The 16,093-nt window shown below is 62.2% G+C and carries 14 protein-coding genes; 6 read left to right on the forward strand and 8 right to left on the reverse strand.

Annotation, left to right across the window (positions count from 1 at the left end; translation table 11 throughout):
- Positions 1-115: 115 nt before the first annotated feature.
- The gene (locus NCR98_RS18190) at positions 116-850 is read left to right on the forward strand and encodes a TetR/AcrR family transcriptional regulator (protein WP_250526862.1); all 735 of its coding nucleotides are present in this window, start codon (positions 116-118) and stop codon (positions 848-850) included.
- On the opposite strand, the gene NCR98_RS18195 is transcribed toward NCR98_RS18190, so the two are convergent.
- The 3 genes from NCR98_RS18195 to NCR98_RS18205 form a co-directional block, all read right to left on the reverse strand.
- Positions 843-1,736, reverse strand: coding sequence for a ferritin-like domain-containing protein (locus NCR98_RS18195; protein ID WP_250526863.1), 894 nt, complete (start codon positions 1,734-1,736; stop codon positions 843-845). The genes NCR98_RS18190 and NCR98_RS18195 overlap by 8 nt on opposite strands.
- Positions 1,737-1,822: 86 nt before the next feature.
- A complete protein-coding gene (locus tag NCR98_RS18200; protein ID WP_250526864.1) occupies positions 1,823-3,274 on the reverse strand; it encodes an MFS transporter in 1,452 nt (483 codons plus the stop codon).
- A gap of 110 nt (positions 3,275-3,384) precedes the next feature.
- Positions 3,385-4,047, reverse strand: coding sequence for a TetR/AcrR family transcriptional regulator (locus NCR98_RS18205; RefSeq protein ID WP_250526865.1), 663 nt, complete (start codon positions 4,045-4,047; stop codon positions 3,385-3,387).
- Positions 4,048-4,220: 173 nt separating this feature from the next.
- Here NCR98_RS18205 and NCR98_RS18210 point away from each other — a divergent pair, with 173 nt between their 5' ends.
- The 3 genes from NCR98_RS18210 to NCR98_RS18220 all read left to right on the forward strand — a co-directional run bounded on the left by NCR98_RS18210 (position 4,221) and on the right by NCR98_RS18220 (position 8,308).
- Complete coding sequence (locus NCR98_RS18210) at positions 4,221-5,729, forward strand: MDR family MFS transporter (protein WP_250526866.1); 1,509 nt, start codon at positions 4,221-4,223, stop codon at positions 5,727-5,729.
- Between the two features lie 251 nt (positions 5,730-5,980).
- A complete protein-coding gene (locus tag NCR98_RS18215; protein WP_250467382.1) occupies positions 5,981-6,772 on the forward strand; it encodes an ABC transporter substrate-binding protein in 792 nt (263 codons plus the stop codon).
- 420 nt (positions 6,773-7,192) lie between these two features.
- The gene (locus NCR98_RS18220) at positions 7,193-8,308 is read left to right on the forward strand and encodes a succinylglutamate desuccinylase/aspartoacylase family protein (RefSeq protein ID WP_250467383.1); all 1,116 of its coding nucleotides are present in this window, start codon (positions 7,193-7,195) and stop codon (positions 8,306-8,308) included.
- Here NCR98_RS18220 and NCR98_RS18225 read toward each other — a convergent pair.
- Positions 8,223-8,687 (reverse strand): nuclear transport factor 2 family protein, encoded by a 465-nt coding sequence (locus tag NCR98_RS18225; protein ID WP_250526867.1) that lies wholly within the window; start codon positions 8,685-8,687, stop codon positions 8,223-8,225. The two genes, NCR98_RS18220 and NCR98_RS18225, sit on opposite strands and share 86 nt — an antisense overlap.
- A gap of 266 nt (positions 8,688-8,953) precedes the next feature.
- Between NCR98_RS18225 and NCR98_RS18230 the strand changes: the two genes are divergently transcribed.
- Positions 8,954-10,132 carry a porin gene (locus NCR98_RS18230; RefSeq protein ID WP_250526868.1) on the forward strand — a complete coding sequence of 393 codons (1,179 nt, stop codon included), beginning with the start codon at positions 8,954-8,956 and terminating at the stop codon, positions 10,130-10,132.
- An 81-nt stretch (positions 10,133-10,213) separates the two neighbouring features.
- On the opposite strand, the gene NCR98_RS18235 is transcribed toward NCR98_RS18230, so the two are convergent.
- The 4 genes from NCR98_RS18235 to NCR98_RS18250 all read right to left on the reverse strand — a co-directional run bounded on the left by NCR98_RS18235 (position 10,214) and on the right by NCR98_RS18250 (position 15,470).
- The gene (locus tag NCR98_RS18235; protein ID WP_244829324.1) at positions 10,214-11,854 is read right to left on the reverse strand and encodes a bifunctional aspartate transaminase/aspartate 4-decarboxylase; all 1,641 of its coding nucleotides are present in this window, start codon (positions 11,852-11,854) and stop codon (positions 10,214-10,216) included.
- Between the two features lie 63 nt (positions 11,855-11,917).
- Entirely contained in the window at positions 11,918-13,609 is a 1,692-nt protein-coding gene (gene aspT, locus NCR98_RS18240; RefSeq protein WP_250526869.1) for an aspartate-alanine antiporter, read from the reverse strand.
- A 446-nt stretch (positions 13,610-14,055) separates the two neighbouring features.
- Entirely contained in the window at positions 14,056-15,117 is a 1,062-nt protein-coding gene (locus tag NCR98_RS18245; protein ID WP_244829322.1) for an alkene reductase, read from the reverse strand.
- Positions 15,118-15,176: 59 nt separating this feature from the next.
- The gene (locus tag NCR98_RS18250) at positions 15,177-15,470 is read right to left on the reverse strand and encodes an ArsR/SmtB family transcription factor (RefSeq protein ID WP_244829321.1); all 294 of its coding nucleotides are present in this window, start codon (positions 15,468-15,470) and stop codon (positions 15,177-15,179) included.
- A gap of 182 nt (positions 15,471-15,652) precedes the next feature.
- On the opposite strand from NCR98_RS18250, the gene NCR98_RS18255 reads away from it, so the two are divergent.
- Positions 15,653-16,057 carry a DUF6232 family protein gene (locus tag NCR98_RS18255; RefSeq protein WP_244829320.1) on the forward strand — a complete coding sequence of 135 codons (405 nt, stop codon included), beginning with the start codon at positions 15,653-15,655 and terminating at the stop codon, positions 16,055-16,057.
- Positions 16,058-16,093 lie beyond the last annotated feature (36 nt).

A 16,093-nucleotide genomic window follows, 5' to 3' on the forward strand; every position in this document is an offset into this window, starting at 1 on the left:
ACTCACAGCATATGGAGCGCCGCAGAATGGGCCAATTTCATCCTCTATTCGTCTTTCCGTCAATAGGTTTTTGAGCTACGCTCACATTTCTTGCGCACGCTCTTCCGCTACCGCCATGTCCACGCAAAGCACCGCTTCCAACCGCCGCACGCCGTCGGGCGTCAAATCGCAACAACGCGTGCGCGAAATCCTCCAGGCCGGCCGCGAGGTCTTCGCCGAGAAAGGCTACGACGGCGCCACCAGCGCGGAAATCGCGCAGCGCGCCGGCATTTCGGAAGCCACGGTGTTCAGCTATTTCAGCGGCAAGCGGGAATTGTGCGCCCGCGTGATCGCGGACTGGTACGACGAAATCATCGATGCCTTCGAGACCGGCATGCCGCGCGACGGCTCGGTGCGCCAGCAGTTCGCGTTCATCGTGAGAACGCATTTGCGGTTGATGCTGATGAACGGCACCGGTCTGTGCGCGCTCGTGCTCTCGGAAGGCCGCACGCGCCAGCACGATCTGTCGGACACGCTCACCGAATTGCAGCGCCGCTACACCGCGCCGCTCATGGACGTGCTCGCGCGCGGACAGACGCTTGGCCACGTCCGCGGCGACGTTCCGCTGCGTCTTTTGCGCTCGCTCGTTTTCGGGCCGATGGAACACGTGTTGTGGGACGCCACGCTTGCAAAACGCCGCCTGAGTCAGACTCAGATCGAGACGACGGCGAATGAACTGGTGGAAGTGCTGTGGGCCGCGCTGCAACCCGCCGATGCGAAAACGGCGGCGCTAGCGCAGTTTCGACAGGATGTCGAAGACGCATCGCGCCGCTACAAAGCGGCATCGAGCGAAGAGAAGCCGCTTACTTGACGAAGCGGCGCGCGAGACGCGCGAGCATCGGCACGGTGGTCGGGCGCAAGAGCCGCGCGTCGTAACCGCTCATGCGACGCGCGTTTTCCGCGAGACACAGGTCGATCAACGAAGCGACGGAGACATTGCCCGCCACGGAATCGCCGACGTTGGCCGGGAAGTTGGCATCTTGCGCCGCGCCGCTCGTGTCGAAACCTCGTGCGAGCGAAATGCGGTCGCGAATCAGCGAAATCCAGACGCTCGCGGTTTTGAGCAGGAAACCAGGCTTGCGATACCACGGCAGACTGCGCCGATACCACGCCACCCAGTTGGCAAAAAACAGAATGTGACGCGCTTCTTCCTGAATCACCGGCTCGAAGGTTTCGACGAGCGCTTCGGGAAAATAGCCTGACTGGCGCGCCGCCTCGAACAAGCCGAACGCAAAGAAACTGTCGATGCACTCGCTGTAGCCCGTGAGCATCCACGCGCGCAATGCGTCGTCCGGTGCGGGATACGGCGGCTCGGGCGCGAGCTCGATGCCATAGGCTTCGACGAGTTTCGAGAGTACGAGCTTGTGGCGCGCTTCTTCCCCGCCGTTCACGCGCAAGGCTTCGCGCAAATGCGGATCGTGAACCGCCGCCGCGTAAGTCGCCACGCGAATGGAGGCGCGCCCTTCCGTCTGCACCGCGATGTCCCAGATGGGCAGCGACGTCACGCGCTTGAGCGCCGCCGGGGCCAGCTTCGGCCATTCGATCACGGCCGGTTTGTACGGATTGTGCGTCGTCAGCAACATCTCGCAGAACATCCGCAGATGCTGATCCGAGCCAATCCGAATCTTTCCTGACGATCGATACGTCCAATTACGCATCGCATGATCTGCTTCTACCGGAGTGAGCGTGTCGGACATATTCGAAAATTGAGCGACGATCGGGTACGTTCTGCGGATTTTGGCATACCGGCCGACAATCCGCAGCAATCGCTGCTCAATTCACGTCAATGCGAGATTTTTTCGAGCGCCATGTCGCGCGTACGCGGTCCCATGAGGCCGATCGCCGCCATCACGACGAGCATGGCGCCCGCGATGAACACGAACACGCCGGTCGTCCCGAAGCCCTTGAGCACGGCCGCGATGATGAATGACGTGAAAATCGCCGAAAACCGGCTCCACGAATAGACGAAGCCGACGGCGCGCGCGCGGATGCTGGTCGGGAACAACTCGGTCTGATACGCGTGGAAGCTGTACGACATGATGTTCGACGACAGCGTGAGCCCGACGCCCATCGCGATCAGGAAGATGGCGTCCGACGACTGGCTGAACAGCAGCCCGCAGACGATATTCGCGCCCGCCATGGCGACGATGGCCGTCTTGCGCTCGATGCGGTCGGCAATCAAAAGCCCGATGATCGGCCCGATGGGCGCCGCGATCGCGATGATGCTCGAATACATGAGGCTCGACGTGACCGTGACGCCCTGCTTCACGAGCAAGGCCGGCACCCAGTTGGCGAAGCCGTAGAAACCGACTGTCTGGAACACGTTGAAGATGATCATCATCGTGGCGCGGCGGCCGTAGGGCGGCTTCCACATATCGGCGAACGAGCCTGCGCCCTGCGCGGCGTCGAGCACCGGCTCGGGCGCGGCGGGCGGCGGCAACGGCCGGCCGTATTCGCGTTCCACTTTGGCTTCGAGCGCCGACATTACGCGATCCGCTTCGGCGAGGCGGCCCTTTTGCGCGAGCCAACGCGGACTTTCGGGCAGCGTGCGGCGAATCCACCAGACGAAGAGCGCGCCATGCGCACCGATCACGACGACCCAGCGCCATCCGTCGAAGCCGAACGGCGCGCGCGGCACCAGCAGATAAGCGAGGAACGCGACCACCGGCACCGCCATGAAACCGACTGCCTGCTCGCAGGCAAAAGCGCGTCCACGGATGTACTTCGGCGCGAGTTCGGAGATATACGTGCCGATCGTCACCAGTTCCACGCCGATTCCCACGCCGGCGATGAAGCGCCAGAAGTTGAGGCCGGTCGCGGTGTCCTGAAACGCCATGATGAGATTCGCGACGGTGTACCAGAGCAGCGAATACGTGAAGATCGCGCGGCGGCCGAAACGGTCGGCGAGAAAACCGCACGCCACCGTGCCGATGAACAGCCCCGCGAACAGCGACGCAATAAAGCTCGCCACGCCTGTGAAACCGAAGAAACTCGCTGTCGTTGGCGTGAGGATGCCGCTCTTTACCAGCCCTGGCGCGACGTAACCGGAGTACAGCAAGTCGTAGAGCTCGAAGAAGAAGCCGAGACTCAGGAGCGCGATGAAAGTCCAGATGGTGCGCGTGGCCGGCAGCCGGTCGAGACGCGCGGAAATGAGCCCGGCGGTGATTTCGGGTGGCGCGGACGCGGACGCAGCGGCCGATGTGCGCTGTGCGCCCGCCGCGGGGGAAGTTGCCATTGATATGTCTCCTGTCGACCGGACGGTTCTTTTGCGGATGTGGCGTCCCGCGCGAAGGGGTGGTCTTCGGCGCGCGGGACGAGGGCCGCATTTTAGCTGCGAGGGGCGTATCAGTCAGCCCGAATCCCATCCATCAACAACGCCACCGCATGCCGCGCGATCTGCTCCTTGCTGATCGCGCCTGCGCCCTGGCCGCGCCAGCGTGATGTCGCAAGCGGAAACACCGCGAGTCCGAACAACGATACGAACACGAGCGATGGCTCCAGCGCCGGATTTACCTTGCCCGCTTTCTGCCATCCGGCGATGCGCTCGATGGCCAAATCCTTGCGCTCGTCGCCGAAGCGTTCTGCCATGCGCTGACGCAGCACGCCACCTTCGCTGATGACTTCGCGTACCCACAGCGCCGCGAACCACGGATGCTTGTCCACCGTCGCGACCAGCGCCTCCACGAAGGCGCGCAAGGTGTCGGCGGGCTCGGCCGAGGGATCGTTGAATACGCGTCCCAGTTCCGAGCGCAACGGCGCGAAGCGTTCGTCGATCAACACATCGAGTAGCTGCTCGCGCGTCTTGAAATAGTAATGGACCATTGCGGGCGTTACGCCGGCCTCGCGGGCAATCGCCCCGAGCGTCGTTTCGCCGATGCCCTGCCGCGCAAACAACATCAGCGCCGTATCCAGCAAGTGCGCCCGCGCCTCGGCGCTGTGACCGCCGCTCGGACGGCCCGGCCGCCGCCCCGCTTTCTTCAGTTGAACCTCGCCTGATTCGCCGGGCAACTCGGCTCCGATTACATCGTTTGACATAGAGATGGTTTGACGGGCCTTCGATGATCGTTTATATTAACTTTCATGTTAATTAAATTCAATCCGTTTTCGGCGGGCAGCGCTGAGAACCGGATTGAAGCGCTTTTCACGACGCCAAAGGCGTCCCTACGCAAGTACAGGTCGATATGACATCTTTACACCGAACCGCTCCTGCAGGCGTCGACGAAGCCGCAAAACCGCCGCTCGGCCTGCTCTTCACGGCGCTTTTGCTCGTCATGCTGCTCGGTGCGCTCGATCAAACCATCGTGTCGACAGCGCTCCCGACCATCGTCGGCGAACTCGGCGGACTCGAACGCTTGTCGTGGGTCGTCACGTCCTATCTGCTCAGTTCGACCATCGTCGTGCCGCTTTACGGCAAATTCGGCGATCAGTTCGGACGCAAGGTCATGCTTCAGGCATCCATCCTGATATTCCTTGCCGGGTCTATCCTCTGCGGCGTCGCGCAGAACATGACGCAATTGATCGCGCTGCGCGCGTTGCAGGGGCTCGGCGGCGGCGGGCTGATGGTGGTCACCATGGCCGCCATCGCCGATGTCATACCACCCGCCGAACGCGGTCGCTTCCAGGGGCTTTTCGGCGGTGTGTATGGCCTTGCCACGGTCGTCGGGCCGCTGCTTGGCGGCTTTCTGGTCGAGCATCTGTCGTGGCGCTGGATTTTCTACATCAACGTGCCGCTCGGCGTGATCGCGCTCGCCGTCATCCAGACCGTATTCAAGCCGCATACGGCGCACGTGAACCATCGCGTGGACTATATGGGTGCGGGCTTTCTAGCCGCCGCGCTCACCTGCATCATCCTGTTCACCAGCGAAGGCGGCGCGCTCTTGCCGTGGAGTTCACCGCAACTGTGGTGCACGCTCGCGCTCGGCTTGATCTGCATCGGCGGATTCGTCTATGAGGAACGGCTCGCCGCCGAGCCCATCATGCCGCTCTCGCTCTTCAAGGAACCCACCTTCGTGCTGGCCGGGCTGATCGGTTTCATTGTCGGCTGCGCGCTGTTCGGCGCGGTCACGTTCCTGCCGCTCTATTTGCAAGTGGTCAAGGGCTCCACGCCGTCGCAGGCCGGTCTGCAGATCACGCCGATGATGGCCGGCGTGCTGCTTTCTTCCATCGTGAGCGGCCGGGTCATCAGCAAGATCGGGAAGTACCGGTTTTTCCCGATCGCGGGCACGGGGCTCGTCACGCTCGCCATGGTGCTGCTGTCCACGCTGCGCCTCGACACGCCGCTGCCGGTCATGTACGGCTACATGCTGCTGCTCGGCCTCGGGCTCGGCATGGTGATGCAGGTGCTCGTGCTGGCGGTGCAGAACGTGGTCGAATTCCGGATGATCGGCGTGGCCACCTCCAGCGCGACGCTCTTTCGCTCGATCGGCGGCTCGGTCGGCGTGGCCGCTTTCGGCGCGATTTTCTCGGGAAGCCTGCGCGGCCGGCTCGAAACGCTGATTCCGGCCGGCACGGAGATGCCGCGTTCGCTCGGGCCGCTCGCGGTGGCGAATCTGCCGGCCGCGTTGCATGACGATTATCTGAGCGCGTTCGCCGGCTCCATGCACACGGTTTATCTGGTCGCGGCTTGTATTGCGTGCATCGCTTTTGCGCTGTCGTGGTTTCTCAAGGACCATCCGCTTCGCAAGCATTGAGAAAGTAATCAGCAAGGAAGTCGGTAGAATTCAGACAAAACCACTTGCTAAATCATGTGAAGGAAAGTTCTAAATCGCCGCTATCGGTGCTTTCACTAGATGCCTGACAATTTTGGCTTGGTACCCTTCTGCCGATTCTGCCCGGACACGATCCGCGGAAGACCCAAAGGTCCGGCGTCGCCAATTACGGCGCCGGATGCCCGGATACGAGACCTGCCGGGATGAACCGACCACCATCTGGAGTAATAACAGTGAAGAAACTGATCGCGGCCCTGACGATGTCCCTCCTTGCCGCCACGTCGCTCACCGCCGTCACCGCGCACGCCAAGGACTATTCGACGATTCGCTTTGGCGTCGACGCAAGCTATCCCCCGTTCGAATCGAAGGGTTCGGATGGCAAGCTGACCGGTTTCGATATCGATCTCGGCAACGAGATCTGCGCGCGCCTGAAGGCCAAGTGCGTATGGGTGGAGAACGATTTCGACGGCATGATCCCCGCCCTCAAGGCGAAGAAGTTCGACGGCGTGCTCTCGTCGATGTCCATGACGCCGCAACGCGCCGAGCAGATCGCTTTTTCGAGCAAGCTGTTCAACACGCCGACGCGTCTTGTCGCGAAGAAGGGCAGCAACATCCTGCCGACGGCCGAAAGCCTGAAGGGCAAGACCGTGGGTGTGGAACAAGGCACGATCCAGGAAACCTACGCCAAGACCTACTGGGCGCCGAAGGGCGTGACGGTGACGCCGTACCAGAACCAGGATCAGGTCTACGCCGATCTGACTTCGGGCCGTCTGGACGCCGCCCTGCAAGACGCCGTGCAGGCGGAAATCGGCTTCCTGAAGACGCCGCGCGGTGCTGGCTATGACTTCGCGGGCAAGGATATCGTCGACAAGAAGGTGCTGGGCGAAGGCGCGGGCATCGGCATGCGCAAGGAAGACACCGACCTCAAGACGCAAGTCGACAAGGCAATTGCCGACATCATCAAGGACGGCACGTACAAGAAGATCGAGAAGAAGTACTTCGACTTCGACGTGTACGGCAGCTAAGTCATGCCTTCGGGCGAAGCGCCGGTCACACCGGCCTTCGCTCGAGTGGGCTACGAAGCGGGCTCCGCGTTTTTTTGCGGAGCCCGCTTTGTTTTTGGCGCCTGGCAGGTCGCTTTTGCTGAGTCTGCTTTTGTCGCAGCAACGGTGCGCTCTTCCGTGCCCGCTTTGGCCTTCCGCGCAACTCCGCAAACGTCCCGACGCGCCGCCGCGCGGATTTCGGCTAAGATCGAACGTCCGAGGCAAAGCCGACGGCAGCAATCTCGCATGGAACCGGAACCGGGCGCGGCAAGCACCATCAGCGCTCATTCCGGTCGACAGGAGACGCCATCGCCATGGCACGCGGCAATCTCGCCCGTGCACGCTGGCCCGCCATAAACATCATTCGAGACAAGACCGCGCACTCGCATGCGCGCGCACATCATGCAAACCAAGACTCATCAACTTATTTCGCCGACGCTCGGCACTTCCCGCACCATCACGAGTTATCACTACGGCTCGGGCGGCGGTCAGAAAATCTACATTCAGTCCTCGCTGCACGCGGACGAATTGCCCGGCATGCTCGCCGCGTGGAAATTGCGCCGCCTGCTCGCCGCTTTCGAAGCCGACGGCAAGCTCAAAGGCGAAGTGGTGATCGTGCCGGTGCCGAATCCCATCGGGCTGAATCAGATCTTGCACGGCCAACTGCTCGGCCGTTTCGAAGCCAATAGCGGCCACAACTTCAACCGCAATTTTCACGATTTGGCCGCGTTGATCGCGCCGCGCATCGAAGCGCGCCTTTCCGGCGACAGTCAGGCGAACCTGCTCGCCGTGCGCGCCGCGATGAAGGAAGCGCTCGACGAGCAAACGGCGCACACCGAACTCGAATCGCAACGTCTAGCGCTGCAAAAGCTCTCGTACGACGCCGATGTCGTGCTCGACCTGCACTGCGATCTCGACGCCGCGCTGCATCTCTACACGAACCCGGATATCTGGGCCGATGTCGAACCGCTCGCGCGCTATCTCGATGCAAAGGCGTCCCTGCTCGCGCTGAATTCGGTCGGCAACCCGTTCGACGAAATCCACAGCTTCTGCTGGTCCGACTTGCGTACGCGTTTCGGCGAGCGTTTCCCTATTCCGAACGGCGGCATCTCGGTGACGGTCGAGTTGCGCAGCCAGCACGACGTCTCGCATGAACTCGGCGATAAGGACGCGCAGGGCATCGTCAATTATCTGATTCATCGCGGCGTGATCGATGCGCCGCAAGTGCCGCTGCCGCCGCTCGCGTATCCGGCCACGCCGCTCGCGGGCGCGGAGCCCATCGTCGCGCCTGCGAGCGGCATTCTCGTGTTCCGTGCGCAAGTGGGCGCGTTCATCGAGGCGGGCTCGGCCATCGCCGATGTGATCGACCCGCTCGCCGATACCATCACCACGCTCAAGTGCACGACCTCCGGCGTTTTGTACGCGCGGCATATCACGCGCTTTGCGACCGCCGGGCTGGAAGTGGCGCGCATCGCGGGAGCGAAGGCTTATCGCACGGGGTCGCTGTTGTCCGCCTGAGTCTTGAACGACAGAACGGAATGAGCCCGCACTGCGCCGCGACGATGCGCCAGCCGTTCGCGGTCTCGCCCCACGTTCGCGTGTAGCGCAAGCTGCCCGCGAACGGCGCGCCGCCGAATGTCCCGGCGAGCGCAACGCGCGTGACGGTCACGGCAAACGCGCCGTACACGCGCACGCTTTGCTCCACCACCTCCAGCTTGTCGATGCGCTGCATGCCATGGCGATGCCCGTTCAGGTCATCGGCCTTGCTCCATATCTTTCCGGTGGCATCGACGAAAGTCAGGTCGTCGGCCAGGAGCGCGTCAAGCGCAGTCACGTCCGACGCTATCATCGCCTGCTTCAGGCGTTCTTCCAGTTCGCGGATTCCGTGTTCGTCCATTTTGTTTCTCGCTTGGCCGTCATGGGGCGGAGTCGTGAGAATACCGCGCGTCTCGCGCAAGCGGACGCACGCATGAAACGCCGTCGCCGCGCTAGCGCTGTTGCAGCCGCGACACACCGCAAGCCATCCGAAAGCGCTGTCATATTTCTTTAGTCAGCGGCCGCTACATTTGCGCCCGTTGCACCGAGCGTCAGCAGAACGCAGCGCGACATCGACGAACACGCACGATCACACACCACACCCGCGAACTCATCCCGGAGCACGTTTTGAAGAAGAACCTTCTGGCAACCGCCGCCCTCGCCGCCCTCGCCGCCTTCGCCTTCGCCACTTCCGCTCATGCGCAGAGCAGCGTCACGCTGTACGGCATCATCGACGCAGGCGTCAGCTACGTGAACCACAGCGCCGTCACTGGCGGCAGCGATCACAACTTCAAGTACGACGACGGCGTGGCCCAGGGCAGCCGATGGGGCCTGAAAGGCGCCGAAGACCTCGGTGGCGGCCTGAAGGCGATCTTCACGTTGGAAAACGGCTTCAACAGCGGCACCGGCGCGCTCGGCCAGGGCGGCGCGGAATTCGGCCGCCAGGCGTATGTCGGTCTCGCGAAGAACGACATTGGCTCGGTCACGCTCGGCCGTCAGTACACGTTCTCGACCGATTACCTCGGCTCGGCCTACTCCATCGGCGGCCAGACCGTCGCGGGCAACTATGGCTATCACATCAACGACGTCGATCAACTCACGTCGAGCCGCATCAACAACTCGGTCAAGTTCAGCAGCGCGAGCTTTTATGGCGTGACGTTCGGCGCGATGTACGGCTTCTCGAATCAGGCAGGCGCCTTTGCGGGCACACCGACGACGACCGCGGGCGGCGTGACCACCGCCGGTTCGTCGCGTGCCTACAGCTTCGGTGTGAATTACAAGGCCGGTCCAGTCGGCGTGGGCGCGGCTTATACCGACATCCACTATCCGGGCGCGGCGACGCCCGCGTTCAGCACGGCGCTCGCGAACCTCGCGACTGGCGGCACGAAGGACCTGCGCACGTTCGGCATCGGCGCGAACTATGCATTCGGCGCCGCGACCGTGTTCGGCCTCTGGACCAACACGCGCTTCGAACCGATCACCGGCGCGAGTTCGAAGCTCAATGCGTTCGACATCGGCGGCAAGTACGCCTTCACGTCCGCGATCACGGCGGCGCTCGGCTACACCTACATGGACGTGACCGATGGCGTGGAAGGTCACTGGCATCAGATCGATGCGAGCTTCGACTACGCGTTGAGCAAGCGCACGGACGTGTACGCGCTCGGCATCTATCAGCGTGCTTCGGGTTCGAATCGCGGCGTCGAGAATCAGGCGCAGATCGGTTCGTCGACGAGCTACTTCGGTACGTCGGGCACGGGTTCGAACAACCAGCTCGCGTTCCGCCTGGGCGTGCGTCACAAGTTCTAAGCGCTGCCCGTTACGGTAAAACAAGGCGCAAAAAAGGGCCGCTCGGTCGAACGAGCGGCCCTTGTCGCATCATGCGTGCGCCTACTTGCTCTTCTTGCCCGTCTCCTTGTTGAAGCGCTCGACATACGAGTCCATCAGCTTGCGGATGGCGCGGCCAATCTGCATGTAGTCGCTCTCGTTGAGATTCGCAAGCGACACGCGTCCCGAAGGATGCTGCGTGCCGAAGCCGCGTCCTGGCAGCAACACGACGCGCGCTTCCCTCGCCAGCTGGAAGAGCAAGTCCGAAGGCTTGGTGTTCTTGAGCACCCAGTCGACGAATTCGCGGCCGTGCGACTTCTCGCCCATGTATTCGAGGTCGAGGATCGCGTAGTAATCGACCTGATTTTCGTCCTCGTCTTCGAGCGCGATGCCGATTTCCCGATACAACGCGCGTTTGCGATTGCGAATCAACCGTTTGAGCGCGCTCTTGTAGGCGTCGGGCGTGTCCATCAGCGAGAAGAGCGAGAACAGCACCATCTGCACTTGCTGCGGCGTGGATAGCCCCGCCGTGTGATTCAGCGCGACCGTGCGGCTGTCGGCGACCAGTCGGTCGATGAACTTCAGCTTGTCCGGCTCCGTCGTGATGGATTCGTAGCGTTCATGCAGGATGGCTCGCTGGTCTTTCGGCAGCGCGGCGAGCTGATCGTCGAAAATATTATGCCGATGCGTCGCGATGGTCCCGAGCCGCCAACCCGTCGCGCCAAAATATTTCGAATAGGAATATACGAGGATCGTGTTTTTCGGACACAGCGCAAAGAGCGAGACGAAGTCGTCCGCAAAGGTGCCGTAGACATCGTCGGTCAGGAGAATCAGGTCCGGCCGTTCCTTAACGATCTCCGCGATATATTCGAGACTCTCGGCATCCATCTTTACCGATGGCGGATTGCTCGGATTGACGAGGAAGAACGCCTTCACCTTCGGGTCGCGCAGCTTGTCGAGTTCCTGCTTCGAATATTGCCAGCCGTTTTCAACCGTGGCCTCGAGATTCACGACGTTGAGCTTGTAATCGTTCAGGCGCGGGATCTCGATGTACGGCGTGAAGATCGGCGTGCCGAGCGCGATCGTGTCGCCTTCCTTGATCAGGAAGTTCTCGCGCATCGTGTTGAAGATATAGGTCATCGCCGCCGTGCCGCCTTCGACCGCGAAGATGTCGAAGTCGCCGACGAACGGGTGCTTGCCGATCATCTCGCGCCGCAGATATTGCCCGACGATGACCTCCGACAGTTTCAGCATGCGGTCGGGCACGGGATAGTTCGAAGCGAGAATGCCTTCGCACATCTCGTAGAGAAAGTCGGCTGCGTTCAGTCCAAGCTGGTCGCGCACGTAAGACACCGCGCCCACCAGAAAGCTGATGCCGGGCGTTCCCTTGTGGTCGCGCGCGAAGATCTCGAAGCGTTCTTCAAGGCCTTCGTGCTTCGGAAAGCCGCCCACGCCTTCGGGCATATAGGCGAACGAGCGCTCGGATTCGCGCATGGCGAAGAGGCCCAGTTGCCAGAAACCGTGACGCGGAATCGTCGCGAGAAAGTTCGGATTGCCGCGACCCGCGTTGAGCATCGACAAATTGGCGGGACGCTCGACCGCGCCGCCGCCGGCCGCCTTGATGAGTTCGTCCTTCAGTTCGAACGGACTGAGCGCCGCCATTGCGGCCTGATCGTCGGAACCCGACTTAGAGGATTTGGACATCCGACACCCCCACTGGCAAAAGATACGTAGAGTTGAACAACGGAAGCACGAAAGGCTCGGGCATCATGTCAGCAACATCACGATCACCATGCCCCAGATCGTGAGCAGCGTATTGCCGACGGCATACGTCACCGTATAACCAAGACCCGGCACCTGGCTCTTCGCGGCATCGCAAAGCATGCCGAGCGCCGCCGTGGTCGTGCGCGCGCCCGCACAGATGCCGAGCAACAGCGCCGGGTGAAACTTGAACACGTACTTGGCGATATACATGCCGATGATGAGCGGCACCGACGACGCGAAGATGCCCCACAGAAAGAGGCTCACGCCGAGCTTCTGCAGACCCGCGACGAAGCCCGGTCCCGCCGAGATGCCGACCACCGCGATGAACACATTAAGCCCGACCGAATTCATGAACCAGATGGTGGGCCCCGGAATGCGGCCGAAGGTCGGATGGATCGCGCGCAGCCAGCCGAACACGATGCCCGCGATCAGCGCGCCGCCCGCCGTGGACAAGGTGATGGGAATCGCGCCGAAGCGGATCACGACTGCGCCGATCAGCGCGCCCAGCGTGATCGCGAGGCCGACGAAGGCCATGTCGGCGGCATCGGTCGGACGGTCGATCACGCCGACCGCTTTCGCCACGGCCGACGTATCCTGCGTGCGGCCGACGAGCGTGATGGTGTCGCCGCGATGCAGCTTGGTGCTCGGCAACACGGGGATGGCCGTTTCGGTCGCGCCGCGCTTGATCTTGCGCAGGAACACGCCGCGCGCGCCGGGCAACTGCGAGAGTTCCTCCAGCGTCTTGCCGTCGACGGCCTTGCTCGTCACGTAGACATCGACGCCTTCCACCGGCACGGCGAGCAGTTCGGCATCGTCCACTTCGGTTGCCACGCCGCCCAGCAGATTCACGAGATGCTCGCGTCGTCCGACGACGGCGACGACATCGCCCGCTAGCAGGACGTCGTCGACCTTGGCTTCTTGAATCGTCCCGCCACGCCGGATTCGTTCGATGAAAAGCCGCACGCCTGCAGGTTCGAGCGCCTCCGCTTCGCCGACCTTCATGCCGACCACACGCCCCTCTTCGCCAATGCGATACGCGCGAAGCGCGAACTGATGCCAGCCGCTGCCCGCGCCGCCCAGTTCGCCGCTACCGCCCATCTCTTCCTCGTACTGCTGGCAGGCCGCCACGAGGTCGATGTTGAGCAGCTTCGGCCCGAGCAGCGCAAGGATCATCGCCGAACCGATCGTGCCGTAGATGTACGTGACGGCGTAGGCGGTCGGCATCGCGTCGAGCAATACCTTGGCGTCGTTCGGCGCCAGGCCGAGCCGGTTGATGGCGTCGGTGGCGAGGCCCATCGAAGCGGAGATGGTCTGCGATCCCGCGAAAAGTCCCGCCGCCGAACCGACGTCGTATCCGGCCAGTTTCGCCGCAAGATACGGAAAGGCGAGGCACAGCACGGACTGAATGACGGAGAAGATGGCCTGCGGCAAGCCGTCCTTGGCGATGCCGCGCACGAACTGCGGACCCACGCCGTAACCGACCGCGAACAGGAACATCAGGAAGAAGACGGATTTGACGTTCGGCGAGATAGTGATGCCGAGCTGCCCGATCGCGATGGCGGCCAGCAAGGTAGACGTTACCGCGCCGAGGCTGAAGCCCTTGAAGCTCTTGCCGCCGAACCAATAACCGATACCCAGCGAAAGAAAGATGGCTATCTCGGGATAGCTGTGCAGCGTTGCTGTGAACCAGGACATGTGCACTCCTCTCGGGGATCAGCCCCGCGACCGTTACATGCTTCTTGGGCAAGGAAGGAATGAAGGAAAACGAATGACCTGCAACGATGCGCTCCCCGTTGCCGCAATACGGGCGAGTGCTTGCGAGAGAAAATCGAGTTGCATCGAACGGTTCATGGGCACGAATCGCGATCTGCAAACGGATGACGCACAGAGAATTGGCGCATGCGTCACGGCGAAAAAAGAGGCTTCAACACGGCTGTCTGATGCCTAGCAATACACTATTTTCGCCACGCAGTTGAACTAAAAAACGATAGTTTCGGAGGCCCCTCCTGCTCGTTGCGGGCGTTGCACGAGTCGATTCGAACCGTCCCCGGCCGATCGTGCGGACGAAAAAAAACAGCGGCCGAAGCCGCTGTTTCCATGGAACCGAAATGCTTGCTGCGTTCTGTCCGACGCGTTGCAACTTACTCGGTGGTTTCGAGCAACGGATAATCCGTATAGCCCGTCGCGCCTGCTGAATAGAACGTCGAGGTGTCCGGCGCGTTGAGCGGCGCGTCGAGTTCGAAGCGTCGCACGAGATCCGCATTCGCGATGAACGGCTTGCCCCACGCGACCGCATCGGCGTCGCCGCGCTCGATTGCCGCTTCCGCGCTTTGCTTGGTGAAGCCTTCGTTGGCGATATACACGCCGCCAAACGCCTTCTTCAGTTGCGGCCCGAGACTGTCGGCGCCTTCCGACTCGCGCGCGGCGATGAACGCCACGTTGCGCTTGCCGAGTTCGCGTGCGACGTAACCGAAGGTCGCGGCGCGGTCGCTGTCGCCCATGCTGTGCGAATCGGCGCGCGGCGCCAGATGCACGCCCACGCGATCCGCGCCCCATACGTCGATACATTGATCGACCACTTCGAGCATGAGACGCGCGCGGTTTTCGATTGCGCCGCCGTATTCGTCGGTACGCTTGTTGGTGCTGTCCTGCAGGAACTGGTCGAGCAGGTAGCCGTTCGCGCCATGCACTTCCACGCCGTCGAAGCCCGCGCGCTTCGCATTTTCCGCGCCCTTGCGATAAGCCGCGACCACGCCTTCGATTTCATCGAGTTCCAGTGCGCGCGGCGTCACGAACGGACGCTGCGGGCGCACGAGGCTCACGTGTCCGCTCGCTGCAATCGCGCTCGGCGCAACCGGCAGTTCGCCGTTCAGGAAGATGGGGTCCGAAATACGGCCGACGTGCCACAGTTGCAGGAAGATCTTGCCGCCCGCTTCGTGCACGGCGTGCGTCACGAGCTTCCAGCCTTCGACTTGTTCGTCCGACCAGATGCCGGGGGTATCCGCGTAGCCCAAGCCTTGCGGCGTGACCGAGGTGGCTTCGCTCAAGATGAGACCAGCCGACGCGCGGTCGGCGTAATACTGCGCCATCAACGCGTTAGGCACGCGTTCCACGCCTGCACGTTGCCGCGTGAGCGGCGCCATGATGATGCGGTTCTTGAGCGTCAACGCGCCTACTTTGAGCGGATCGAAAAGAGTCGGCATAGATGTAAGGTATCCTGAAGAAATGTAAAGAAGGTTCGCCGTGGAAAGGGCTGCCGCGCTCAGAGATTCCCGATGGAATCGCGAAACGCCTGTATGACCGTTTCGTCGCGTTTGAAGAACACCCATTGCCCCACGCGCTTCGTGGTGACGAGCCCGGCTTTTTGCAAGGTCGAGAGATGCGCCGAAACGGTGGACTGCGACATGCCGCAGCGCCCATCGATTTGCCCCGCGCACACGCCATGCAGGTGCGGCAATTCCTGTTCGGGAAAGTGCAGCTCCGGCGTCTTCAGCCACTCGAGAATCTCGCGGCGAAGCGGGTTGGCAAGGGCCTTGTGAATTGCGTCGATGTCCATTTCGTTGCTCGTTCGTCCGACGGCGGAAGCTTCGCCGCATCGTCTTAAAGCGAATCATATATCGGAAATATCCGATACGCAAGCGTCCACATGCGTTTCGTCAATGCGATGCGTGTCATCGCGGCGCGCGGTCTGGTAATCTGCGCGGTTTAGCTGCCGTCAATTTTCGATCTCAATTGCATATGGATACACCGTTCAACGAACGCGGCGTCACGCTCTCGCGCGTCGGCCTGTCGGCCTCGGGCCAGTTGATTCCGCTGCGCGATCTGCGCGCCGCGCGGGTCGTGAAGATATCGCGCAAGAAGCCGCTGCCGATCATCCTTGCGCTGATCGGGCTCGCGGGAATCGGCGTGGGCATCGCAACGGGTTCGGGGCCGGCGCTCGTACTCGGCATCATGGTGGCCGTGGTCGGCTATCTGTCGTGGATCACGCAGGACGTGATCTATCAATTGATGGTCGCAACGCCCGAAGGCGAGCGCGAAGTCATCATCACGAAAGACGAGGAATTTGCGGATCGCGTGGCCGCGCTGGTCGGCGACGCGGTCGCGAAACACGCGCAGACAGCGGCCGCAAAGCCGCAAGCCTGACGCCGCTACAAAAGAACACGCGCGGGACGTACCCGC

Origin of the sequence: Caballeronia sp. GAWG2-1, from assembly GCF_023631405.1 — a bacterium.
Taxonomy (GTDB): domain Bacteria; phylum Pseudomonadota; class Gammaproteobacteria; order Burkholderiales; family Burkholderiaceae; genus Caballeronia.